Source organism: Shinella sp. AETb1-6, assembly GCF_009826875.1.
GTDB classification, from domain to species: domain Bacteria; phylum Pseudomonadota; class Alphaproteobacteria; order Rhizobiales; family Rhizobiaceae; genus Shinella; species Shinella sumterensis.
Genome location: NZ_WUMM01000008.1, coordinates 101,285 through 119,528, shown reverse-complemented (window position 1 = coordinate 119,528; position 18,244 = coordinate 101,285). Strand labels below are relative to the sequence as shown.

General features: G+C 63.5%; 18 protein-coding genes and 1 pseudogene. 12 read left to right on the top strand and 7 right to left on the bottom strand.

The features are described from left to right. Window positions 1-5: 5 nt before the first annotated feature. On the top strand, window positions 6-533 hold the full coding sequence (locus GR158_RS15805) for an RNA pyrophosphohydrolase (protein WP_160871725.1): 528 nt from the start codon (window positions 6-8) through the stop codon (window positions 531-533). A gap of 54 nt (window positions 534-587) precedes the next feature. Here the strand turns inward: GR158_RS15805 and bfr are convergent, their stop codons facing one another. Both bfr and GR158_RS15795 read right to left on the bottom strand, forming a co-directional pair. Continuing rightward, window positions 588-1,073, bottom strand: coding sequence for a bacterioferritin (bfr, locus tag GR158_RS15800; RefSeq protein WP_134648459.1), 486 nt, complete (start codon window positions 1,071-1,073; stop codon window positions 588-590). After that, window positions 1,039-1,350 (bottom strand): bacterioferritin-associated ferredoxin, encoded by a 312-nt coding sequence (locus GR158_RS15795; protein WP_134648636.1) that lies wholly within the window; start codon window positions 1,348-1,350, stop codon window positions 1,039-1,041. Before GR158_RS15795 ends, bfr begins: the two co-directional genes overlap by 35 nt. A 71-nt stretch (window positions 1,351-1,421) precedes the next feature. On the opposite strand from GR158_RS15795, the gene GR158_RS15790 reads away from it, so the two are divergent. Continuing rightward, the gene (locus GR158_RS15790) at window positions 1,422-1,730 is read left to right on the top strand and encodes a hypothetical protein (RefSeq protein ID WP_160871724.1); all 309 of its coding nucleotides are present in this window, start codon (window positions 1,422-1,424) and stop codon (window positions 1,728-1,730) included. Further along, a complete protein-coding gene (locus GR158_RS15785) occupies window positions 1,717-2,160 on the top strand; it encodes a metallopeptidase family protein (RefSeq protein ID WP_134648461.1) in 444 nt (147 codons plus the stop codon). Before GR158_RS15790 ends, GR158_RS15785 begins: the two co-directional genes overlap by 14 nt. An 85-nt stretch (window positions 2,161-2,245) precedes the next feature. Here GR158_RS15785 and GR158_RS15780 read toward each other — a convergent pair whose 3' ends face one another. Further along, on the bottom strand, window positions 2,246-2,452 hold the full coding sequence (locus GR158_RS15780) for a DUF1737 domain-containing protein (protein ID WP_134648463.1): 207 nt from the start codon (window positions 2,450-2,452) through the stop codon (window positions 2,246-2,248). Further along, the gene (locus GR158_RS15775) at window positions 2,449-3,357 is read right to left on the bottom strand and encodes a CoA ester lyase (RefSeq protein ID WP_160871723.1); all 909 of its coding nucleotides are present in this window, start codon (window positions 3,355-3,357) and stop codon (window positions 2,449-2,451) included. The genes GR158_RS15780 and GR158_RS15775 overlap by 4 nt, the downstream gene beginning before the upstream one ends. Before the next feature lie 109 nt (window positions 3,358-3,466). On the opposite strand from GR158_RS15775, the gene GR158_RS15770 reads away from it, so the two are divergent. From GR158_RS15770 to GR158_RS15750, 5 genes and pseudogenes are all read left to right on the top strand, one after another. After that, window positions 3,467-3,721, top strand: a complete 255-nt coding sequence (locus tag GR158_RS15770) for a hypothetical protein (protein ID WP_134648467.1) — start codon at window positions 3,467-3,469, stop codon at window positions 3,719-3,721. A gap of 150 nt (window positions 3,722-3,871) precedes the next feature. Further along, complete coding sequence (gene leuD, locus GR158_RS15765) at window positions 3,872-4,477, top strand: 3-isopropylmalate dehydratase small subunit (protein WP_134648469.1); 606 nt, start codon at window positions 3,872-3,874, stop codon at window positions 4,475-4,477. 4 nt (window positions 4,478-4,481) lie between these two features. Next, a pseudogene (locus GR158_RS15760) lies at window positions 4,482-4,864 on the top strand (RidA family protein). Between the two features lie 108 nt (window positions 4,865-4,972). After that, entirely contained in the window at window positions 4,973-6,082 is a 1,110-nt protein-coding gene (gene leuB, locus GR158_RS15755; protein WP_134648471.1) for a 3-isopropylmalate dehydrogenase, read from the top strand. A 135-nt stretch (window positions 6,083-6,217) separates the two neighbouring features. After that, on the top strand, window positions 6,218-6,913 hold the full coding sequence (locus tag GR158_RS15750) for a phosphatase PAP2 family protein (protein ID WP_160871722.1): 696 nt from the start codon (window positions 6,218-6,220) through the stop codon (window positions 6,911-6,913). Window positions 6,914-6,972: 59 nt separating this feature from the next. Here the strand turns inward: GR158_RS15750 and GR158_RS15745 are convergent, their stop codons facing one another. Next, complete coding sequence (locus GR158_RS15745; RefSeq protein WP_160871721.1) at window positions 6,973-8,862, bottom strand: MFS transporter; 1,890 nt, start codon at window positions 8,860-8,862, stop codon at window positions 6,973-6,975. A gap of 183 nt (window positions 8,863-9,045) precedes the next feature. On the opposite strand from GR158_RS15745, the gene GR158_RS25165 reads away from it, so the two are divergent. The 3 genes from GR158_RS25165 to GR158_RS15735 all read left to right on the top strand — a co-directional run bounded on the left by GR158_RS25165 (window position 9,046) and on the right by GR158_RS15735 (window position 11,429). Further along, window positions 9,046-9,252 (top strand): hypothetical protein, encoded by a 207-nt coding sequence (locus GR158_RS25165; protein ID WP_134648477.1) that lies wholly within the window; start codon window positions 9,046-9,048, stop codon window positions 9,250-9,252. A gap of 112 nt (window positions 9,253-9,364) precedes the next feature. Next, on the top strand, window positions 9,365-10,399 hold the full coding sequence (locus GR158_RS15740; protein WP_134648479.1) for an aspartate-semialdehyde dehydrogenase: 1,035 nt from the start codon (window positions 9,365-9,367) through the stop codon (window positions 10,397-10,399). Window positions 10,400-10,607: 208 nt separating this feature from the next. Continuing rightward, complete coding sequence (locus GR158_RS15735) at window positions 10,608-11,429, top strand: lytic transglycosylase domain-containing protein (RefSeq protein ID WP_160871720.1); 822 nt, start codon at window positions 10,608-10,610, stop codon at window positions 11,427-11,429. Between the two features lie 88 nt (window positions 11,430-11,517). Here the strand turns inward: GR158_RS15735 and GR158_RS15730 are convergent, their stop codons facing one another. Then, window positions 11,518-12,159, bottom strand: a complete 642-nt coding sequence (locus GR158_RS15730) for a carbonic anhydrase (RefSeq protein WP_134648483.1) — start codon at window positions 12,157-12,159, stop codon at window positions 11,518-11,520. 92 nt (window positions 12,160-12,251) lie between these two features. Beyond that, on the bottom strand, window positions 12,252-13,127 hold the full coding sequence (pdxY, locus tag GR158_RS15725) for a pyridoxal kinase PdxY (protein WP_134648485.1): 876 nt from the start codon (window positions 13,125-13,127) through the stop codon (window positions 12,252-12,254). Between the two features lie 287 nt (window positions 13,128-13,414). Here pdxY and GR158_RS15720 point away from each other — a divergent pair, with 287 nt between their 5' ends. After that, window positions 13,415-18,184 (top strand): NAD-glutamate dehydrogenase, encoded by a 4,770-nt coding sequence (locus GR158_RS15720; RefSeq protein ID WP_160871719.1) that lies wholly within the window; start codon window positions 13,415-13,417, stop codon window positions 18,182-18,184. The last annotated feature ends 60 nt before the right edge of the window (window positions 18,185-18,244 follow it).

Below are 18,244 nucleotides of genomic sequence, written 5' to 3'. Positions count from 1 at the left end.
TCCCGATGGGCAAGGAAAAGGACAAGGTGGTCAGGGCCGAGGACCTGCCTTACCGCCCCTGTGTGGGCATCATGGTGCTGAACGCCGAAAACAAGGTCTGGGCCGGTCACCGGCTCGCGGTCGGCAATTCCGAATATGACGGCTCGCCGCAGCTCTGGCAGATGCCGCAGGGCGGCATCGACGAGGGCGAGGACCCGCTGGAGGCCGCGTACCGCGAGCTCTACGAAGAGACCGGCATGAAGAGCGTCTCGCTGATCGCCGATGCCGGCCGCTGGATCAACTACGACCTGCCGGCGCACCTGATCGGCATTGGCCTGAAGGGAAAATATCGCGGCCAGACGCAGCGCTGGTTCGCCTTCCGCTTCGAGGGCGATGAAAGCGAGATCGCCATCAACCCGCCGCCGGGCGGGCACACGGCCGAGTTCGACGAATGGGCCTGGAAGCCCATGCGCGACCTGCCCGAGCTCATCGTTCCGTTCAAGCGCAAGGTCTACGAGGAGGTCGTGGCGACCTTCGCCTATCTCGCGCCCTGACAAAAAAATCCCCGGCAAGCCGGGGATTTTCGTATGCGTGGATGAAGGCCGGTCTTATTCGGCTTCGTTCGCCGGCGCTGCGTTGAGCTGGCCGTACTTTTCCTCGCCGAGCTTGCCGAGCAGCTCCAGCTGGGTCTCGAGGAAGTCGATATGGCCTTCCTCGTCGATCAGCAGCTCTTCGAACAGCTTCATGGTGACGTAGTCACCGGCGTCGTGACAGATGTCGCGCGACTTCTTGTAGGCCGTGCGGGCATCGTATTCGCCGGCAAGGTCGGCTTCCAGAACTTCCTTGACGTTCTGGCCGATGCGCAGCGGTGCGACGGTTTGCAGGTTCGGGTGGCCTTCAAGGAAGATGATGCGGGCGACGAGCTTGTCGGCGTGCTGCATTTCTTCGATGGACTCGGCACGTTCCTTCTTGGCGAGAAGCGTGTAACCCCAGTCCTCGAGAAGGCGGTAGTGAAGCCAGTACTGGTTGACAGCACCCAGCTCGAGATAGAGCGCTTCGTTAAGCTGCTCGATGACCCTTGTGTCGCCTTTCAAGATCCGCTCTCCTGTTTTCTTCATGGAACTGTTTGAGGCGGGTCATGAAATCAAAAATCTCGGCATCCGTCGAGTCGCCGCGGGCGTGGTATTGCTCCGTCGTGCGGATGATGATGTCCACGACGTTGGGAAAACAGCCACAGCAGCGGCCACGCTTTTGCATCGCGTGATAGACTTTCGCAGGCACGATGAGCTGCCAACAGTCCTCGTCGAGGAGGCCGTTGATCACGTCCACGATGTCCTTTTCGGTGATGAAATTGCAGCTGCAAACCAGCATTTCGACTTGCCCGTCATACGCAAAGCACTGAGTTTCCGGGATTAAGCAAAAGAGGACATTGACTGTCAAGAATGATCGCATCACTTGCTGCCCTGCGCAAACTTAGAGTCGTTCTAATCTTGATCAAAAATATCGTCTTTTCATGCGCTTACGGCTCAAACCAGCGGGCAAAAATCGTGAAAGCGTGCGACAAACTGACCGATCACGTTTTATTGCATAAAAGACGGTCTGCCGCCTTTGCCACGCGTCTGGCGACACGAATCGTCCCGCCTCGCCTTGAGGGACGCCCGGCGCGCATGCCCGGCGTGCAAATTCAACCCTCGAAAAACGCTGGAAATCGTCTATATGACGGTCAAAGGAGACTTCATGGCCCGCATTGACCAGACCGAGGATTGGCGCAACCGCCACGCCCCGACTATCAGCACATTCGAATCCCTTGCGCTCGAGGCCTACGGTCACCTGCCGGAGGAATTCCGCGCGCTGACGGGCAACCTGATCATCGAGATCTCCGAATTCCCCAGCGACGATGTTTTCGAGGACATGGCGCTCGAAACGCCCTTCGATCTGCTCGGCCTGTTCGAGGGTCGCGGCATCACCGAGCGTTTCACCGTCGAGACAGGCGAAATGCCGAACCGCATCACGCTCTATCGCCGTCCGATCCTGGATTACTGGGCGGAGAACGAGGAAACGCTCGGCGACATCGTCACCCATGTCCTCATCCACGAGATCGGCCATCATTTCGGCCTGTCGGATGACGACATGGAGCGCATCGAGGCGAGCGCGGAGATCGCGGCGGAGCAATCCTCCTGAAGCGGGTCAAGCCCGACCGATGATACCGGAATGCATCGGGCTTGAAGCGCTTGGGCTGTGCACGCACCAGCCGCTTATATCGCGCTCATTGCTCCGAAAGCTTGATGTCGGGCGTATAGTCCTTGCCGGGCACATCCTTCACCACGGCCTGGCCGCACTGCATGATCTTCGCCTCCGCATTGTAGGCGTAGGTCGGCGAGCCGTGCAGCTCCCAGCCCTTGTTCAGCGCAAGCGTGACCTTGTGGCAGAAGGATGCGTCGTCGGGGCCGGTGAGGAATCGGTAGACTTTCATGCTTTCTTTCTCTCGTTGATCAGGTCGGCCTTGCCGAGCAGACGCTCCGCCTGCTCGGCATGCAACTTCTCCACCATGCGGCCGGCAATATTAACGACGGCCTTGCCGACATTTTCGGGCGCCGAAAAGGCGGCAACGATGGCGATCGCCTCGGCGGCTTCCGCTTCCGTCACGCCGAAGGCGTCATTGGCGGCGGCTATCTGCGCGGGATGGATCAGCATCTTGCCGTCGAACCCCATCTGGCGGCCCTGCCGGCATTCGGCGGCCAGGCCGTCGCTGTCCGCGAAATCGTTGAAGACGCTGTCGACGACATCGAGGCCGCAGGCGCGCGCGGCCACGACCACCTGAAGCAGCAGAGGCACGAGGAAGGGCCGGCCGGCAATATCGGCGATCCCGGTTTCCTTGCGCAGGTCGTTCAGCCCGACGACGAAGCAATCCAGCCGTCCGCCCTGCGTACGCCCCGTCTCGGCGATGGAGGAGAGATTGAGAAGGGCGGCGGCCGTCTCGATCATCGCCCAGAGGCGCGGTCCGTCGTCGGCACCGGCTTCGGAAAACCAGTCGGCAGCCGCGAGGATGTCCTGCGGCCCCGACACCTTTGGCAGAAGCACGGCATCGGGCATGCACTGGAGTGCGGCCTCGAGGTCGCGCAGGCCGTCCGGCCCGTCGAGCGGGTTGATCCGCATCACGTGCTCGCGCCCGTCGCTGCGGTCGAGCGCGGCGAAATGCGCGATCAGCGCGGCGCGCGCCTCGGCCTTCTTCTCCGGCAGGACGGAATCCTCGAGATCATAGATGATCGCGTCGCAATCGAGCGTCGCGGATTTCGCGAGCGCCCGCGCATTGACCGCGGGAACGCTCAACAGCGAGCGGCGCAAGTGAAGCGGATGGTGATGCGGTGTCCTGTTCATCGTGCCTTTGTGACGCGCTTTGTCGCAACCCGCAAGCACGATGAGATTCGGCCTTGCAATGGACAAAATCGCCCCCCACATTGCTTGTCAGAGAAAAGGGCAAATCAAAATGCAGCGCATTCGCTCCATCATCTTCACCGTCTTCGCCATGCTTGTCGCCGGCGTGACCATCGTATTCGCCGCCTCGGTCGGCCTCGCCATCGTCGGCATCACCGCCGTCCTGATGCTTGGATCCCTGCTTGCAGCGAAATTCCAGCCGACTCCGGTCCGCGCAACGGCGCGCGCCCGCAACGACCGCGCGACCGCCGGTCAGCGCGAGCCGCGGATCTGGAACGACGGCCGCGGCACGATCATCGACCTCTGACAGAGGCGTCCTCCCGAAAGAGGATATCCGGGCGCCTGCCTCCGCGCCCGGCGCCGTCCTTGCGGCCCCGATCAAGATTTTCCTTCAAATTCCGGGAAAACTGATTTAAACGCTTGGCGAAATCGACTTCCATATTCCGAGGGTTTCCGCATGGACAAGTTCGTCAAGCTGACCGGCGTCGCCGCGCCGCTCCCCGTCGTCAATATCGACACGGACATGATCATTCCGAAGGACTACCTCAAGACCATCAAGCGCACGGGCCTCGGCAAGGGTCTCTTCGCCGAAGCGCGCTACAATGAGGATGGCAGCCTCAACGAAACCTTCGTGCTGAACAAGCCGGCCTACCAGAACGCCTCGATCCTCGTTGCCGGCGACAATTTCGGCTGTGGCTCCTCGCGCGAACATGCGCCGTGGGCCCTGCTCGACTTCGGCATCCGCTGCGTGATCTCCACGAGCTTCGCCGACATCTTCTACAACAACTGTTTCAAGAACGGCATCCTGCCGATCGTCGTCAGCCAGGAAGACCTGGACAAGCTGATGGACGACGCCAGCCGCGGCGCGAATGCCATCCTGACCGTCGACCTGGAAGCCCAGGAAATCACCGGCCCCGACGGTGGCCGCATCGGCTTCGAAATCGATGCCTTCCGCCGCCACTGCCTGCTGAACGGCCTCGACGACATCGGCCTGACGCTGGAGAAGGCGACCGCCATCGACAGCTTCGAGAAGCAGACCGCATCCTCGCGCCCCTGGGCTTGATGCCATGCGCCGGCTGATTTCATCCGGCTCTCTCCCTTCGAAGTGACGGCGGGCTATTCGCGCGCCGTCGTGCAGGGCGACTGGTGCTTCGTTTCCGGCACGACCGGCTACGACTATACCACCATGACCATGCCGGACAGCGTCGAGGATCAGACGCGCAACTACCTTGCCACCATCAGCGACGTTCTGACAGAGGCCGGCTTTGCCGTCGAAGACATCGTGCGCTGCCATTATTACGTGACGGACCCCGCCTTCGCGGACCGCGTCTTTCCCATCCTCGGCAAAACCTTCGGCACGGTCCGGCCGGCTGCGACCATGATCGTCTGCGATCTCATCCGGCCCGAAATGCTGATCGAGATCGAAGTGACGGCCCTGCGCCGGACCTAGCCGAAAGGCCGAGGCAATCGCGCAAAATTCTTTCTTTTCGGCGATTTTCCTTGAACGGAAGTTGCGCTAAGAAGCGCGCGACCATTCCGTGACATCAAGGACAATCCCATGACAGCGCGTAACCTCCTCCTTCTGCCCGGCGACGGCATCGGCCCGGAAGCCATGGCGGAAGTCCGCAAGATCATCGCCTATATGAACGCCGAACTCGGCGCGGGCTTCACCACCGACGAAGGCCTCGTCGGCGGCAGCGCCTACGACGCCCATGGCGCGGCGATCTCGGAAGGCGACATGGAGAAGGCGCTTGCGGCCGACGCCGTCCTGTTCGGCGCCGTGGGCGGCCCGAAGTGGGATGACGTGCCCTATGAAGTGCGTCCCGAAGCCGGCCTGCTGCGCCTGCGCAAGGACCTGCAGCTTTTCGCGAACCTGCGCCCGGCCATCTGCTACCCGGCGCTTGCCAATGCCTCCTCGCTGAAGCCTGAGCTCGTGGAAGGCCTCGACATCCTCATCGTGCGCGAATTGACGGGCGGCGTCTATTTCGGCGAGCCGAAGGAGATCATCGATCTCGGCAACGGCCAGAAGCGCGGCATCGACACGCAGGTCTACGACACCTACGAGATCGAGCGTATCGCAGGCGTCGCCTTCGAACTCGCCCGCACGCGCAACAACCGCGTCTGCTCCATGGAAAAGCGCAACGTCATGAAGTCGGGCGTGCTGTGGAACCAGGTCGTGACCGAGACGCACAAGCGCGCCTATTCCGACGTCAAGCTGGAGCATATGCTCGCCGACGCCGGCGGCATGCAGCTCGTCCGTGCGCCAAAACAGTTCGACGTCATCGTAACGGACAACCTGTTCGGCGACATGCTCTCCGACGTCGCCGCCATGCTGACGGGCTCGCTCGGCATGCTGCCGTCGGCCTCGCTCGGCGCCCCCGACGTCAAGGGTCGGCGCAAGGCGCTGTACGAGCCGGTCCACGGCTCGGCGCCCGACATTGCCGGCAAGGGCATCGCCAACCCGATCGCCATGATCGCCTCGTTCGCCATGTGCCTGCGCTACTCCTTCAACATGATCGCCGAGGCCGACAACCTGGAGAAGGCGATCGCCGAGGTTCTCGACAGCGGCGTGCGCACCGGCGACATCATGGCCGAAGGCTGCCGCCAGGTCGGCACGGTCGAAATGGGCGACGCCATCCTCGCCGCCTTCAAGAAACTCTCCGCCTGACAACACGCGCCGGCATCGCCGGCGTGGTCCAAAAAGGCTCCCGTCGCCAGCGCGCCGGGAGCTTTTTCGTTTGCATCCCTTGAAAAGCCACAACCGGCGAACACATGCAGACGACGCCTGTTTCAAAGGACCACCATGAACCGATCGCTTGCGACCTCCTCGCTCTGGATTTTCGCCGCCACGGCCGTGCTCGTCGTGGCCCTGCTTCCCCTCGATCCGTTGATTTCACAATACGCGCAGAGGCTTCCGGACGCCATCGTCACCTTCAACCGGCACATCACGGATTTCGGCACCTTCCGCTGGATGATCTACGGCTCCGGGCTGGTCGTGATCCTCGCTTACATCCTCGGGCGCGTGAGCTGGAACCATGCGCTGGGAGAGCGGGCGACGGCGGCGGGATGGCTGGCGCTCTATTTCTTCGTGACCATCGGCGCGACGAGCGCGCTGGTGCATCTTTTCAAGCTGATCGTGGGCCGGGCACGGCCGGAACTCTTTGCCGACCACGGCGCCTACAGCCTGACGCCGTTCGCCTATGACGATCTCTATTCCAGCTTCCCGTCCGGCCATTCGGCGGCGGTCGGGGCCTTTTTCGGCGCCTTTTCCATGCTCGCGCCACGGCTGCGGCCGCTTTTCCTGCTGGGCGCTCTCACGATCGGCGTCTCGCGTGTCATCGTCGGCGCGCATTATCCGAGCGACGTGGCCGCAGGCCTCCTGCTCGGCCTCTGGACGGCGGTGGCGACCGCGTTTTTCTTCGCGAGCCGGCAATGGCTCTTCCGGTTCGGCGAAAACGGCTGGCCGCGGCTGACCACGCTTCTTCCATCCCCGAAATGAAAGAACCCGGCCCGTGTTGCCACGAGCCGGGTCGCCATGGGCGGATCGGAAGGGGGTGATCAATCCATGGCGTGGATGTCGCGGTCCTTCGTTTCCGGCAGGAACAGAAGGCCGATGACCAGCGTGATGCCTGCGAAGACGATCGGATACCAGAGACCGTAGTAGATATCGCCCTGGGCCGCGCTCATCGCGAAGGCCGTTGCCGGCAGCAGGCCGCCGAACCAGCCGTTACCGATATGGTAGGGCAGCGACATGCCGGTGTAGCGGATGCGGGTCGGGAACAGTTCGACCAGCAGCGCGGCGATCGGGCCATAGACCATCGTGACATAGATCACGAGGACGGTCAGGACCGCGATGGTGCCGATCCAGTTAACGTTTGCGGGGTCGGCGACCATGGTGAAGGCGCCGCCATTGGCAATCGTGTAGACGTCCATCTCGGTGGCGCCGGCAGCCTCTTCGGCCGTCAACAGCTTGGCGGTGACCAGGTCGGCGACCGGCGTGGTCGCCTTCTCGCCGGCGCGGATCGCCGTCGCATCGAGCGCAAGTTCCGGATTGGCCGCGACGAAGGCGTCGAGCTTGGAGTCCGGGACCTTGGCCGCGCCGCGCACCAGCGGATAGCCGGCGTCGTGGAGCGCGATGTTGGTCTGCTTCTGGAAGGCGCCGTCGAGGGCCTTGGCCTGGTCGCCGGCAGCGATCGCGTCATAGCTCGTGATCGTCTGCTCGCCGATCTTCACCGTGGCCGGCGTGCCGGCCGGCGCCGTCGTGACGACGTCATAGGGCACCGAGTTGCGGGTGAGGAACGAGGTGGCGATATCGCACGATGTCGTGAACTTCGCCGTGCCCGTCGGGTTGAACTGGAACTTGCAGTCGCCGGGCGCGGCGGTGACGGTCGCGCGGATCGTCGCCTGCGCCTCGGCGAGCGCCGGGTTGCCGGCCCAGGTCAGTGCCTTGAACAGCGGGAAGTAGGTCAGCATCGCCAGCAGCAGGCCGGCCATGATGATGGGCTTGCGGCCGATCTTGTCCGACAGCCAGCCGAAGAAGACGAAGAAGCCCGTGCCGATGAGAAGCGAACAGGCGACCATGATATTGGCCGACTGGCCGTCCACCTTCAGCACGCCCGTCAGGAAGAACAGAGCGTAGAACTGGCCGGAATACCATACGACGGCCTGGCCGACGACGGCGCCGAACAGCGCGAGCAGCGCGATCTTGGCATTGCGCCACTGGCCGAAGGCTTCCGTCAGCGGTGCCTTGGAGCCCTTGCCCTCTTCCTTCATCTTCTTGAAGGCGGGCGATTCGTTCATCTTCAGGCGGATCCAGACGGAAACGCCGAGCAGAACGACAGACAGCAGGAACGGAATGCGCCAGCCCCATTCGGCGAAGGCTTCCTTGCCGACGATGAACTGTACCGCAAGGATCACCACCAGCGACAGGAACAGGCCGAGCGTCGCCGTCGTCTGGATCCATGAGGTGAAGTAGCCGCGCCGGCCCTGGGGGGCGTGCTCGGCAACATAGGTCGCAGCACCGCCGTATTCGCCGCCAAGCGCCAGGCCCTGCAGCATGCGCAGGATGATCAGGATGATCGGAGCCGCGATGCCGATGGTGGCCGCGCCGGGCAGCAGGCCCACCACGAAGGTCGAGACGCCCATGATCAGGATGGTGACGAGGAAGGTGTACTTGCGCCCGACGAGATCGCCGAGGCGGCCGAACACCAGCGCGCCGAAGGGGCGCACCAGGAAGCCGGCGGCAAAGGCCAGAAGCGCGAAGATGTTGCGCGTCGTTTCCGGATATTGGCTGAAGAAGGTCGCGCCGATATAGATGGCCAGCGAACCGTAGAGATAGAAGTCGTACCACTCGAAGACGGTGCCGAGCGAAGAGGCGAAGATCACCTTCTTCTGCTCGCCCGTCATGGGCGCGGCCTTGGCGTCGCCCACGGTCGAAACATTTGCCATTTCATTGTCCTCCACAAAAACGGCGTGTCGGGCAGCCCGTGAAAGGCCCCGTGTTCCTCCCGAGAACACAGGGCAGGGTGCGCCTGATGAAAGGATGACAGAAAACAGATTGTGACATCACCGCTGCTTTCGGCTTATGACTTTTGGCGTAAGACTTAAGTGGAAGCCTTAGATGGAGACTGGGTGGCCGATGGAATGCCGCCGAGCGTCAAGGAACACTTGACTCTTCACCAGATGAGCGTATTCAGCACGCACGCAAAAGGGACCGCCATGTTTCGCCTTGGAAATTCCATCGCCCGCATGATCGCTCCGGCCTTCAACGCCGGACGGGTTCGTCATTGCGTATCGATTTCCAAAACAACGGCCAAAACGACGACGAAAACCGTCTGACGTCTCTGGCCACCGCTCTCTCCCCGGTATGGCCGGGGACCGAAACCCGCGTCATGGCCGACGGGTTTCCCCTCCTGACCCAGCGGAGAGACAGAGAAAGAGAGCTTTAGACATGGGTTTCAAGATCGCAGTCGCCGGCGCGACCGGCAATGTCGGCCGTGAAATGCTGAACATCCTTTCCGAGCGCGGTTTTCCCGCCGATGAGGTCGTGGCGCTGGCCTCCGCCCGTTCGCAGGGCACCGAGGTCTCCTTCGGCGACAAGACGCTGAAGGTGCAGAACCTCGAAAACTACGATTTTTCCGATACGGACATCTGCCTGATGTCGGCCGGCGGCACCGTTTCGCAGAAGTATTCGCCGAAGATCGGCGCCCAGGGCTGTGTCGTCATCGACAATTCGTCGGCCTGGCGCTACGACGCCGAGGTTCCGCTGATCGTTCCTGAAGTGAACCCGGATGCGATTGCGGGCTTCAGCAAGAAGAACATCATCGCCAACCCGAATTGCTCGACCGCCCAGCTCGTCGTTGCGCTGAAGCCGCTGCACGACCGCGCCACCATCAAGCGCGTCGTCGTCTCGACCTACCAGTCCGTCTCCGGCGCCGGCAAGGAAGGCATGGACGAACTCTTCCAGCAGACCCGCGCCGTCTTCGTCGCCGATCCCGTCGAATCGAAGAAGTTCACCAAGCGCATCGCCTTCAACGTCATCCCGCACATCGATAATTTCATGGAAGACGGCTACACGAAGGAAGAGTGGAAGGTTCTCGCCGAAACCAAGAAGATGCTCGACCCGAAGATCAAGGTCACCTGCACGGCCGTGCGCGTTCCCGTCTTCATCGGCCATTCGGAATCGGTCAACATCGAGTTCGAGAAGGAAATCACCGCCGACGAGGCGCGCGAGATCCTGCGCGAAGCACCCGGTTGCCAGGTCATCGACAAGCACGAGAACGGCGGCTACATCACGCCCTACGAATCCGCCGGTGAGGACGCCACCTACATCTCGCGCATCCGCGAGGACGCGACCGTCGAAAACGGCCTGAACATGTGGGTCGTTTCCGACAACCTGCGCAAGGGTGCAGCCCTCAACGCCATCCAGATCGCGGAGCTGCTCGTTGCCCGCGGCCTGATCAAGGCGAAGAAGCAGGCCGCCTGACAGGATAAAGGGAACGGTTCGGCCGGCTTTCTCAAGAAATGGCAACGTTCTCTTAATCATGTTTCAATAAAAGTCCCGGTTGTTCCGTTAAAGAACAGTCGGGGCTTTGTCTTGAAGGCCTCGGCCGGTTCACGCCGAGTTGCGATGACAGGAACAGGGGAGCATGGCATGTTCCCGCAGCGGTATTGACGAGATCACGGGGTTCTTGATGGGCATGACAAAGAGCGCGGGCAAGGTTCTGGCCGCAATGATCGCCATCGCGGCGATGCCGGCGGCGGCACACGCTGCCAAGTGTGGCAACGACGCGGGCGGGTTCCCCGCCTGGATCGACGCTTTCAAGGGCGAGGCGGCAAGCCGCGGCATCAGCCGTTCGACGCTGGACAAGGCCTTCGCCAATGTCAGCTATGCCCGTGCGACGATCCGCGCCGACCGCGGACAGAAGAGCTTCAAGCTTTCCCTCGACCAGTTCATGCAGAAGCGCGGCGCGCAGGCGATCATTCGCCGCGGCAAGAGCCTGAAGCAGCAGAACGCGGCGCTGTTCAACCGCATCGAAGCCCGCTACGGCGTTCCCGCCGGCCCGCTTCTGGCGATCTGGGGCATGGAAACCGGCTTCGGCAGCTTCCTCGGCAAGGAGCACACCATCTCCGCCGTCGCGACGCTCGCCTATGACTGCCGCCGCTCGGAATACTTCACCAACCAGCTCTACGCGACGCTACAGCTCGTGCAGAACGGCACGCTTTCGACCACGGCCCGCGGCGCGGCGCATGGCGAGATCGGCCAGACGCAGTTCCTGCCGGCAAACGTCCTGAAATACGGCGTCGACGGCGACGGCAACGGCCGCATCGACCTCGTCGGCTCCAAGGCCGACGCGCTGGCCTCCACGGCCAACTTCCTGCGCGGCCACGGCTGGAGCGCGGGCGCGGGCTACCAGCCCGGCCAGCCGAACTTCGGCGCGCTTCAGGGCTGGAACGCCGCAAGCGTCTACCAGCGCGCGATCGCCATCATCGGCGCTGAAATCGACGGCAACTGAGGAACGTCTTGCTGCGCGGCGCATCGCGCCGCCGCAGGGCTACCAACTCATGGACATGAAACCGGCGCGGGCAACCACGCCGGTTTTTTCATGCGCTCGGGCGCCGGAAATCGCCGGTGACCGCGTCCATGATCCACAGTTCGCCCGTCGAGATATCGAACCAGGCGCCATGCAGCTGGAGGCGACCCTTTTCCTCCAGAATACGCACGCAGGGGAAGGTCCTGAGATTGGCGATGGAATTGCGGATGGAAACGCGCTCCAACGCACGCTGGCGCTCGCCCTGCGTGAGCATTTCCGCACCCTGGATCTGCTCGGCGACGGGCTTGAGCATGCCCATCCACTTGCCGATGAAATCGCCCGGCGAGAGCGGTTCGGCTTCCGGATCGAGCGCTGCCGAGATACCGCCGCAGCGGCCATGGCCCATGACGAGGATGTCCGTGACCTTCAACGACTGCACCGCGAATTCGAGCGCGGCCGACGTGGCGTGGAACTGCCCGTCCGGCTCATAGGGCGGCACGAGGTTGGCCACGTTGCGGACGACGAAGAGTTCACCCGGGCCGCTGTCGAAGATCGTCTCCGGTGCGGCGCGGGAGTCGCAACAGGCGACCACGAGCGTCTTGGGTTTCTGGCCGGTCTCGGCCAGCGCGCGATAACGCGCCGACTGCTCGGCATAACGCCCGGACATGAAATTGCGGTAGCCGTTCAGGAGGCGATCGGGAAAGCGGTTCATGGTGTCGGAATACCCCGTGTGCGATCTGGCGGATGGCCTCATCCGGTTCTGCATAAACCATCCCGAAGGCCACCGCGCAAGGCCGGATCGCGTCAGGTCTTGCGCGTCTGCGCCGGATGCATCAGCCGGCGCATGTGCACCATGGCCATCGGCGTGGAGATGCTGGATGCGTCCTGTTCAAGCGTGAGTTCGTCGGCGCCGCGCTTGGCCGTGCGCGCAACGATCTCGAAGACGCTGGCCGTCGCCGTCATCAGGCGTCGCTCCTCCGTCAGATCCTCCATCAGGCGCGACAGGAAAATGGCGGCCAGCAGGTCGCCGGTGCCGTTCGGCGGGTTGGGCACGAGCCGGTGCTCGGCCAAGAGCGCGTTGCGGCCGGACAGATAGAGATTGCCCGTACTGCCGGCCATCAGCGGCAGCGCCGAGGTGACCAGCATGCGTGAGGGACCGAGCGCCAGCGCCGCCTCCATGATCTGCCCGTTCGTCTCCAAGGGCGCGCCGGCAAGCCAGGCGAGTTCGAACCGGTTGGGCGTTGCGATCGATGCGAGCGGAATGAGGTCGTCGCGAATGGCGACCGCCGTCTCCTCGGCGATGTAGAGGCCCTTCTCATCGCCGCAGACCGGGTCGCACATATAGAGAAGATCGGGATTTTCGGCCCGCAGACTCTCGACCAGCCGCGCGACGGAGCGCACCTGCGCGGCACTGCCGAGATAGCCGGTCAGGACGGCCTTGACCTCGCCGCGCCAGGGCGCCTGGGTGAGGTCGGAGATCATCGCATCGAACTCTTCCGGCGACAGCACGACGCGCGTGGATTTCCCATGGCCGGGGTGCCACGGCAGGATGACCGTCGGCAGCGCCCAGACCGGATGGCCGAGCGTCTCCAGCGCGAAGACGGCCGCGCGATTGCCCACCGTGCCACGCACCACATGGCTCGAAATGACGATGACCGCGCCCTTGTCGCTCTCACCCATGGCCTGCTCCCCTTCTGCGCAAAAGTGATGGCAAACCGCACCACGCCCTGTCAACGTCGGCACCGACAGAAGGCATCATGCAGACCGACGTCCGATACGGTCTGGAGCCGCTTCAAACGGCATTCCGACGAAAATCCATGAATTTCCCGTCGAAACGACAGTATAACTGACCTATTTCGGACAAAATCGATTGAATTTTCTCAGGAAAACACAAATTTCATCGCGCCGTTTTTTTCTTCTGCTAACGTCCCGGCATCGGATTCGAGGGAATTTCCAGGGGTTCCAGGATGAGCATGAAAAGAGAAAAGCATATCGAGGCCGCCAAGGCGGCTGCCGCAGCCCTCGGCGCGAAAACACTGAACCCGGACATCCTTTTCGGACGTGCCAGCAAGGACGATCTCGACCACTATACCGGCGCGATGCTGGCGGTTGCTTCCGCCCATGCCATGGGCGAGCTGGAAGCCTGGGACGGCACCGCACCGCGCGTGACGGTCACCACCCTGCCGGACGTGAAGCCGCAGGGCCAGCCGGTGTCCGTCCTCGCCGTCACCGATCGCAACCAGCCGTTCCTTTACGATTCGGTGATGGGCGAGGTGACCAGCAGCTACCGCGATATCCTTCTGGCGATCCACCCCATTCTCGTTGTCGCGCCCGGTGCCGCACCGAAGCTGTTTTCGCCGGACGAGCCAAGCGAACCCGGCCAGCGGGTCAGCCATATCGAGATCCACCTGCCCGAAATGTCGGCGGCAGAAGCCGCGGCCCTCACCGAGCGCGTGAGAAACGTCCTCAATCAGGTCCATCTCGCGGTGGACGACTGGCCCGCCATGCTGGAAAAGCTCGATGGCGCGCGGGGCGACCTGGAGCGCTTCGCCAAGGAGAAAGCCGGCAAGAGCGAAGCACTCGCCTTCCTCGACTGGCTGCGCGGCAACAACTTCACCTTCCTCGGCATGCGGGAATACAGCTATTCCGGCAAGGGCGCGAATGCCACGGTGGAACGCGGCGGCGAGGGCCTCGGCATTCTCTCCGATCCCGACGTCCGCGTGCTGCGCCTCGGCAAGGACGCCGTGACGACAACACCGGAAATCCTGGAATTCCTGGAGGGGCCGGATTTCCTCATCGTCACCAAGGCCAATGCGAAGTCCGTCGTGCACCGGCGCGCCTATATGGACTATATCGGCCTCAAGCGCTTCGATGAGAAGGGCAAGGTCATCGGCGAATTGCGTATCGTCGGCCTGTTCACCTCCACCGCCTATACCCACGCCGCCAGCCAGATCCCGCTGCTGCGTTCCAAGGTGGAGCATGTCGTCGAGCATTTCGGCTACGACCCCAAGAGCCATTCCGGCAAGATGCTGATCAACACGCTGGAATCCTATCCGCGCGACGACCTCTTCCAGATCGACACCGGCCTGCTCGCCACCTTCTGCGAACAGATCAACGAACTGTCCGACCGGCCGCGCATCCGGGTCCTGCCGCGCATCGACCGCTTCGACCGCTTCGTCTCCGTCATCGTCTATGTGCCGCGCGAGCAATATGATTCGGATGTGCGCGAGAAGATCGGCAATTACCTGAAGTCGGCTTACGACGGCCGCGTCTCCGCCTATTATCCGGCCTTCCCGGAAGGCGGCCTCGCGCGCGTGCATTTCATCATCGGCCGCTCCGGCGGCAAGACGCCCCGCATTGCGCAGAACAAGCTCGAACAGGCCGTGCGCGAGATCGCGACGCGCTGGACAGATCGCTTCGAGGCACTGTCCGACAGGAACGGCCTGCGGCTCATCGCCGATCGCGGCTATCAGGAGGATTTCACCCCCGCCGAAGCCCATGCCGACCTCGCGCTCATCACCACCGCGACCGCCGACAACCCGATCAGCATCGCCTTCTACCGCAAGGCCTGGAACACCGACCTCAGCTCCGTCGAGCTGAAGATCTTCCACGCCAACGAGCCGGTCTCGCTGTCGCGCCGCGTGCCACTGCTCGAGAATCTCGGTTTCAACGTCATCAGCGAGCAGACGCATGACCTCACCGTCGTCGGTCTCGACGGCGAGCAGCGCCGCGTGCTGCTGCACGACATGGAGCTGAAGCACCGCGACGGTATCGAGATCAATCTCGCCAGGCTGCGCCCGATGCTGGAGGAGGCCTTCCTCGCCGCCTGGCATGGCGAGGTGGACGACGACGCGTTGAACCGCCTCATCATCACCGCCGGGCTTTCCGCCCGCGAGGTCATGGCGCTCAGGACCTATTCGCGCTACCTGCGCCAGACCGGCATCGCCTATTCCCAGGGCTATATAGCCGATACGCTGAACAAGTACCCGGCCATTGCCGCGAGCCTGTTCCGCCTGTTCGATTCACGTCTCGACCCGAAACTGTCCGAACGCCAGCGCGACAAGAAATCCACCGAAGCCGCAACGGCCATCGAGGATGCGCTGGCCGACGTGCCGAGCCTCGACGAGGACCGGATCCTGCGCCGCTACGTCAATGCGCTGCAGGCGACGCTGCGCACCAACTATTTCCAGCACGATGCCGACGGAAAGCCGCGCAAGACGCTGGCGATCAAGCTCGACCCGAAGGCGCTCGACGGCCTGCCGGAACCGCGTCCGTTCCGCGAGATCTTCGTCTACGGTGCCGAGGTGGAGGGCGTGCACCTGCGCTTCGGCAAGGTCGCCCGCGGCGGCCTGCGCTGGTCCGACCGGGCACAGGATTACCGCACGGAAGTGCTCGGCCTCGTCAAGGCGCAGCAGGTGAAGAACGCCGTCATCGTGCCCGTTGGCGCCAAGGGCGGCTTCTATCCCAAGCAGCTTCCCGCCGGCGGCAGCCGCGACGCCATCTTCAAGGCGGGCACCGAGGCCTACAAGACCTATATCCGCACGCTGCTCTCCGTCACCGACAACATTGTCGGGCAGGACGTCGTGCCGCCGGCCGATACCATCCGTCTCGATGGTGACGATCCCTATTTCGTCGTCGCGGCCGACAAGGGCACGGCCACCTTCTCCGACACGGCCAACGGCCTTGCTCAGGAAGCCGGCTTCTGGCTCGACGACGCCTTCGCCTCCGGCGGCTCGGCCGGCTACGACCACAAGAAGATGGGCATCACCGCCCGCGGCGCCTGGGAAACCGTCAAGCGCCACTTCCGCGAAATGAACATCGACATCCAGAAGACACCCTTCACGGTGGCCGGCGTCGGCGACATGTCGGGCGACGTCTTCGGCAACGGCATGCTGCTGTCGCGCAAGATCCGCCTCGTCGCGGCCTTCGACCATCGCGACATCTTCATCGATCCGAACCCGGATACCGACACGTCCTTTGCCGAGCGGCGCCGCATGTTCAACCTGCCGCGCTCCAGCTGGCAGGATTACGACCGCTCGGCGCTTTCAAAGGGTGCGATGATCATTCCGCGCACGGAAAAATCCGTGACGCTGACCCCGGAGGCCATGGCGGTCATCGGCATCGACAAGGCCAAGGCGACGCCATTCGAGATCATGACGGCGATCCTGAAAGCCCCCGTCGACCTCCTGTGGTTCGGCGGCATCGGCACCTATATCCGCGGCCAGAACGAGACGGATGCCGAGGTCGGTGACCGCGCCAACGACGCCATCCGCATCGTCGGCGAGGACGTGCGCGCCAAGGTGATCGGCGAGGGCGCCAATCTCGGCGTCACCCAGCGCGGCCGCATCGCCTTCGGCCTGAAGGGCGGACGCAGCAATTCCGACGCCATCGACAACTCGGCGGGCGTCAATTCCTCCGACGTCGAGGTCAACATCAAGATCGCGCTCGCCTCGGCCATGCGCGACGAGCGGCTCACACGTGCCAAGCGCAACGTGCTGCTCGCCACCATGACCGACGAGGTCGCCGAACTCGTCCTGCGAAACAACTACCTGCAATCGCTGGCGATTTCGCTCACGGAACGGCAGGGCACGGGCAACCGCGCATCCCTTACCCGCCTGATGGACCGCCTGGAGGGCTCCGGCCATCTCAACCGCAAGGTCGAGACGCTGCCTGATGACCGCACGCTCGCCGAACGCTACCAGGCCGGCAAGCCGCTGACGCGCCCGGAAATCGGCGTGCTGCTCTCCTATGCCAAGCTGGTGCTGTTCGACGAACTCATTCACACCAGCCTGCCCGATGATCCCTATTTCGAGCCGACGCTGACGGGCTACTTCCCCGCCAAGATGCAGAAGGCCTATGCCGACGATATCCGCTCGCATCGGCTGCGCCGCGAGATCATCGCGACCATCCTCGTCAACGAGGTGATCAACCGCGGCGGTCCGGCCTTCATCAACGGCCTCACCGACGGCACGGGCTTCGGCCCGGCCGATGCGGTCAAGGCGGCCGTCATCGCGCGGGATGGCTACGGCCTGCCTGCGCTCTATGCCGGCGTCGATGCGCTGGACAACCAGGTTTCCGGAGACGTCCAGAACGAGCTCTACGAGGAGATCGGCCGCATCTATGCGACGGTCACCAGCCTGCTCCTGACCACGGGCGCCGTGTCCGGCCCGCTCGACCAGGCGATCCACAAGCTCAAGCAGGCGCTGAAGCAGCTTCGCCCGCATCTTTCGACGCTCGTGTCGGAGGCCGCCGGCGACGAGGCCCGCCGCAGGGCCCATGCCTATGAGGATGAAGGCGTGCCGGCAGAGCTCGCCGCCGAGATCACGACGCTTTCCATGCTGATCTTCGTTCCCGAGGTGATGCTGATCGCGACGGCGACCGGCGATACGCTGAGCAAGACCGCGCAGGCCTTCGCGGGCATCAGCGGCAGCTTGAACATCGGCCGCCTGCTGGCCGCGGCCGCCCGCATTCCGACCGGCGATCTCTACGAGGCGCTGGCCCTGCAGCGCAGCCTCACCGACATCGCCAATGCCCGCCGCGACCTCACCACCGCCGTGCTGACCCGCCACAAGGGCGACAAGGCGCCGCTTACCGCCTGGCAGCAGAGCGAGAAGGAACGGCTGGCCCGTGTGACGGCCAACCTCTCCGCGCTGACGGAGACGGGCGAGGCGACGCTTGCCAAGGTCAGCGTCGCCGCCGGCATCCTGAGCGACCTTGCGCAGGAAAGGGTGAAATGACACAGTCCCTTGCCGGCTGGCGGACGACGCTCCGTTAGCCGGCTTGAGGACGGGCGCATC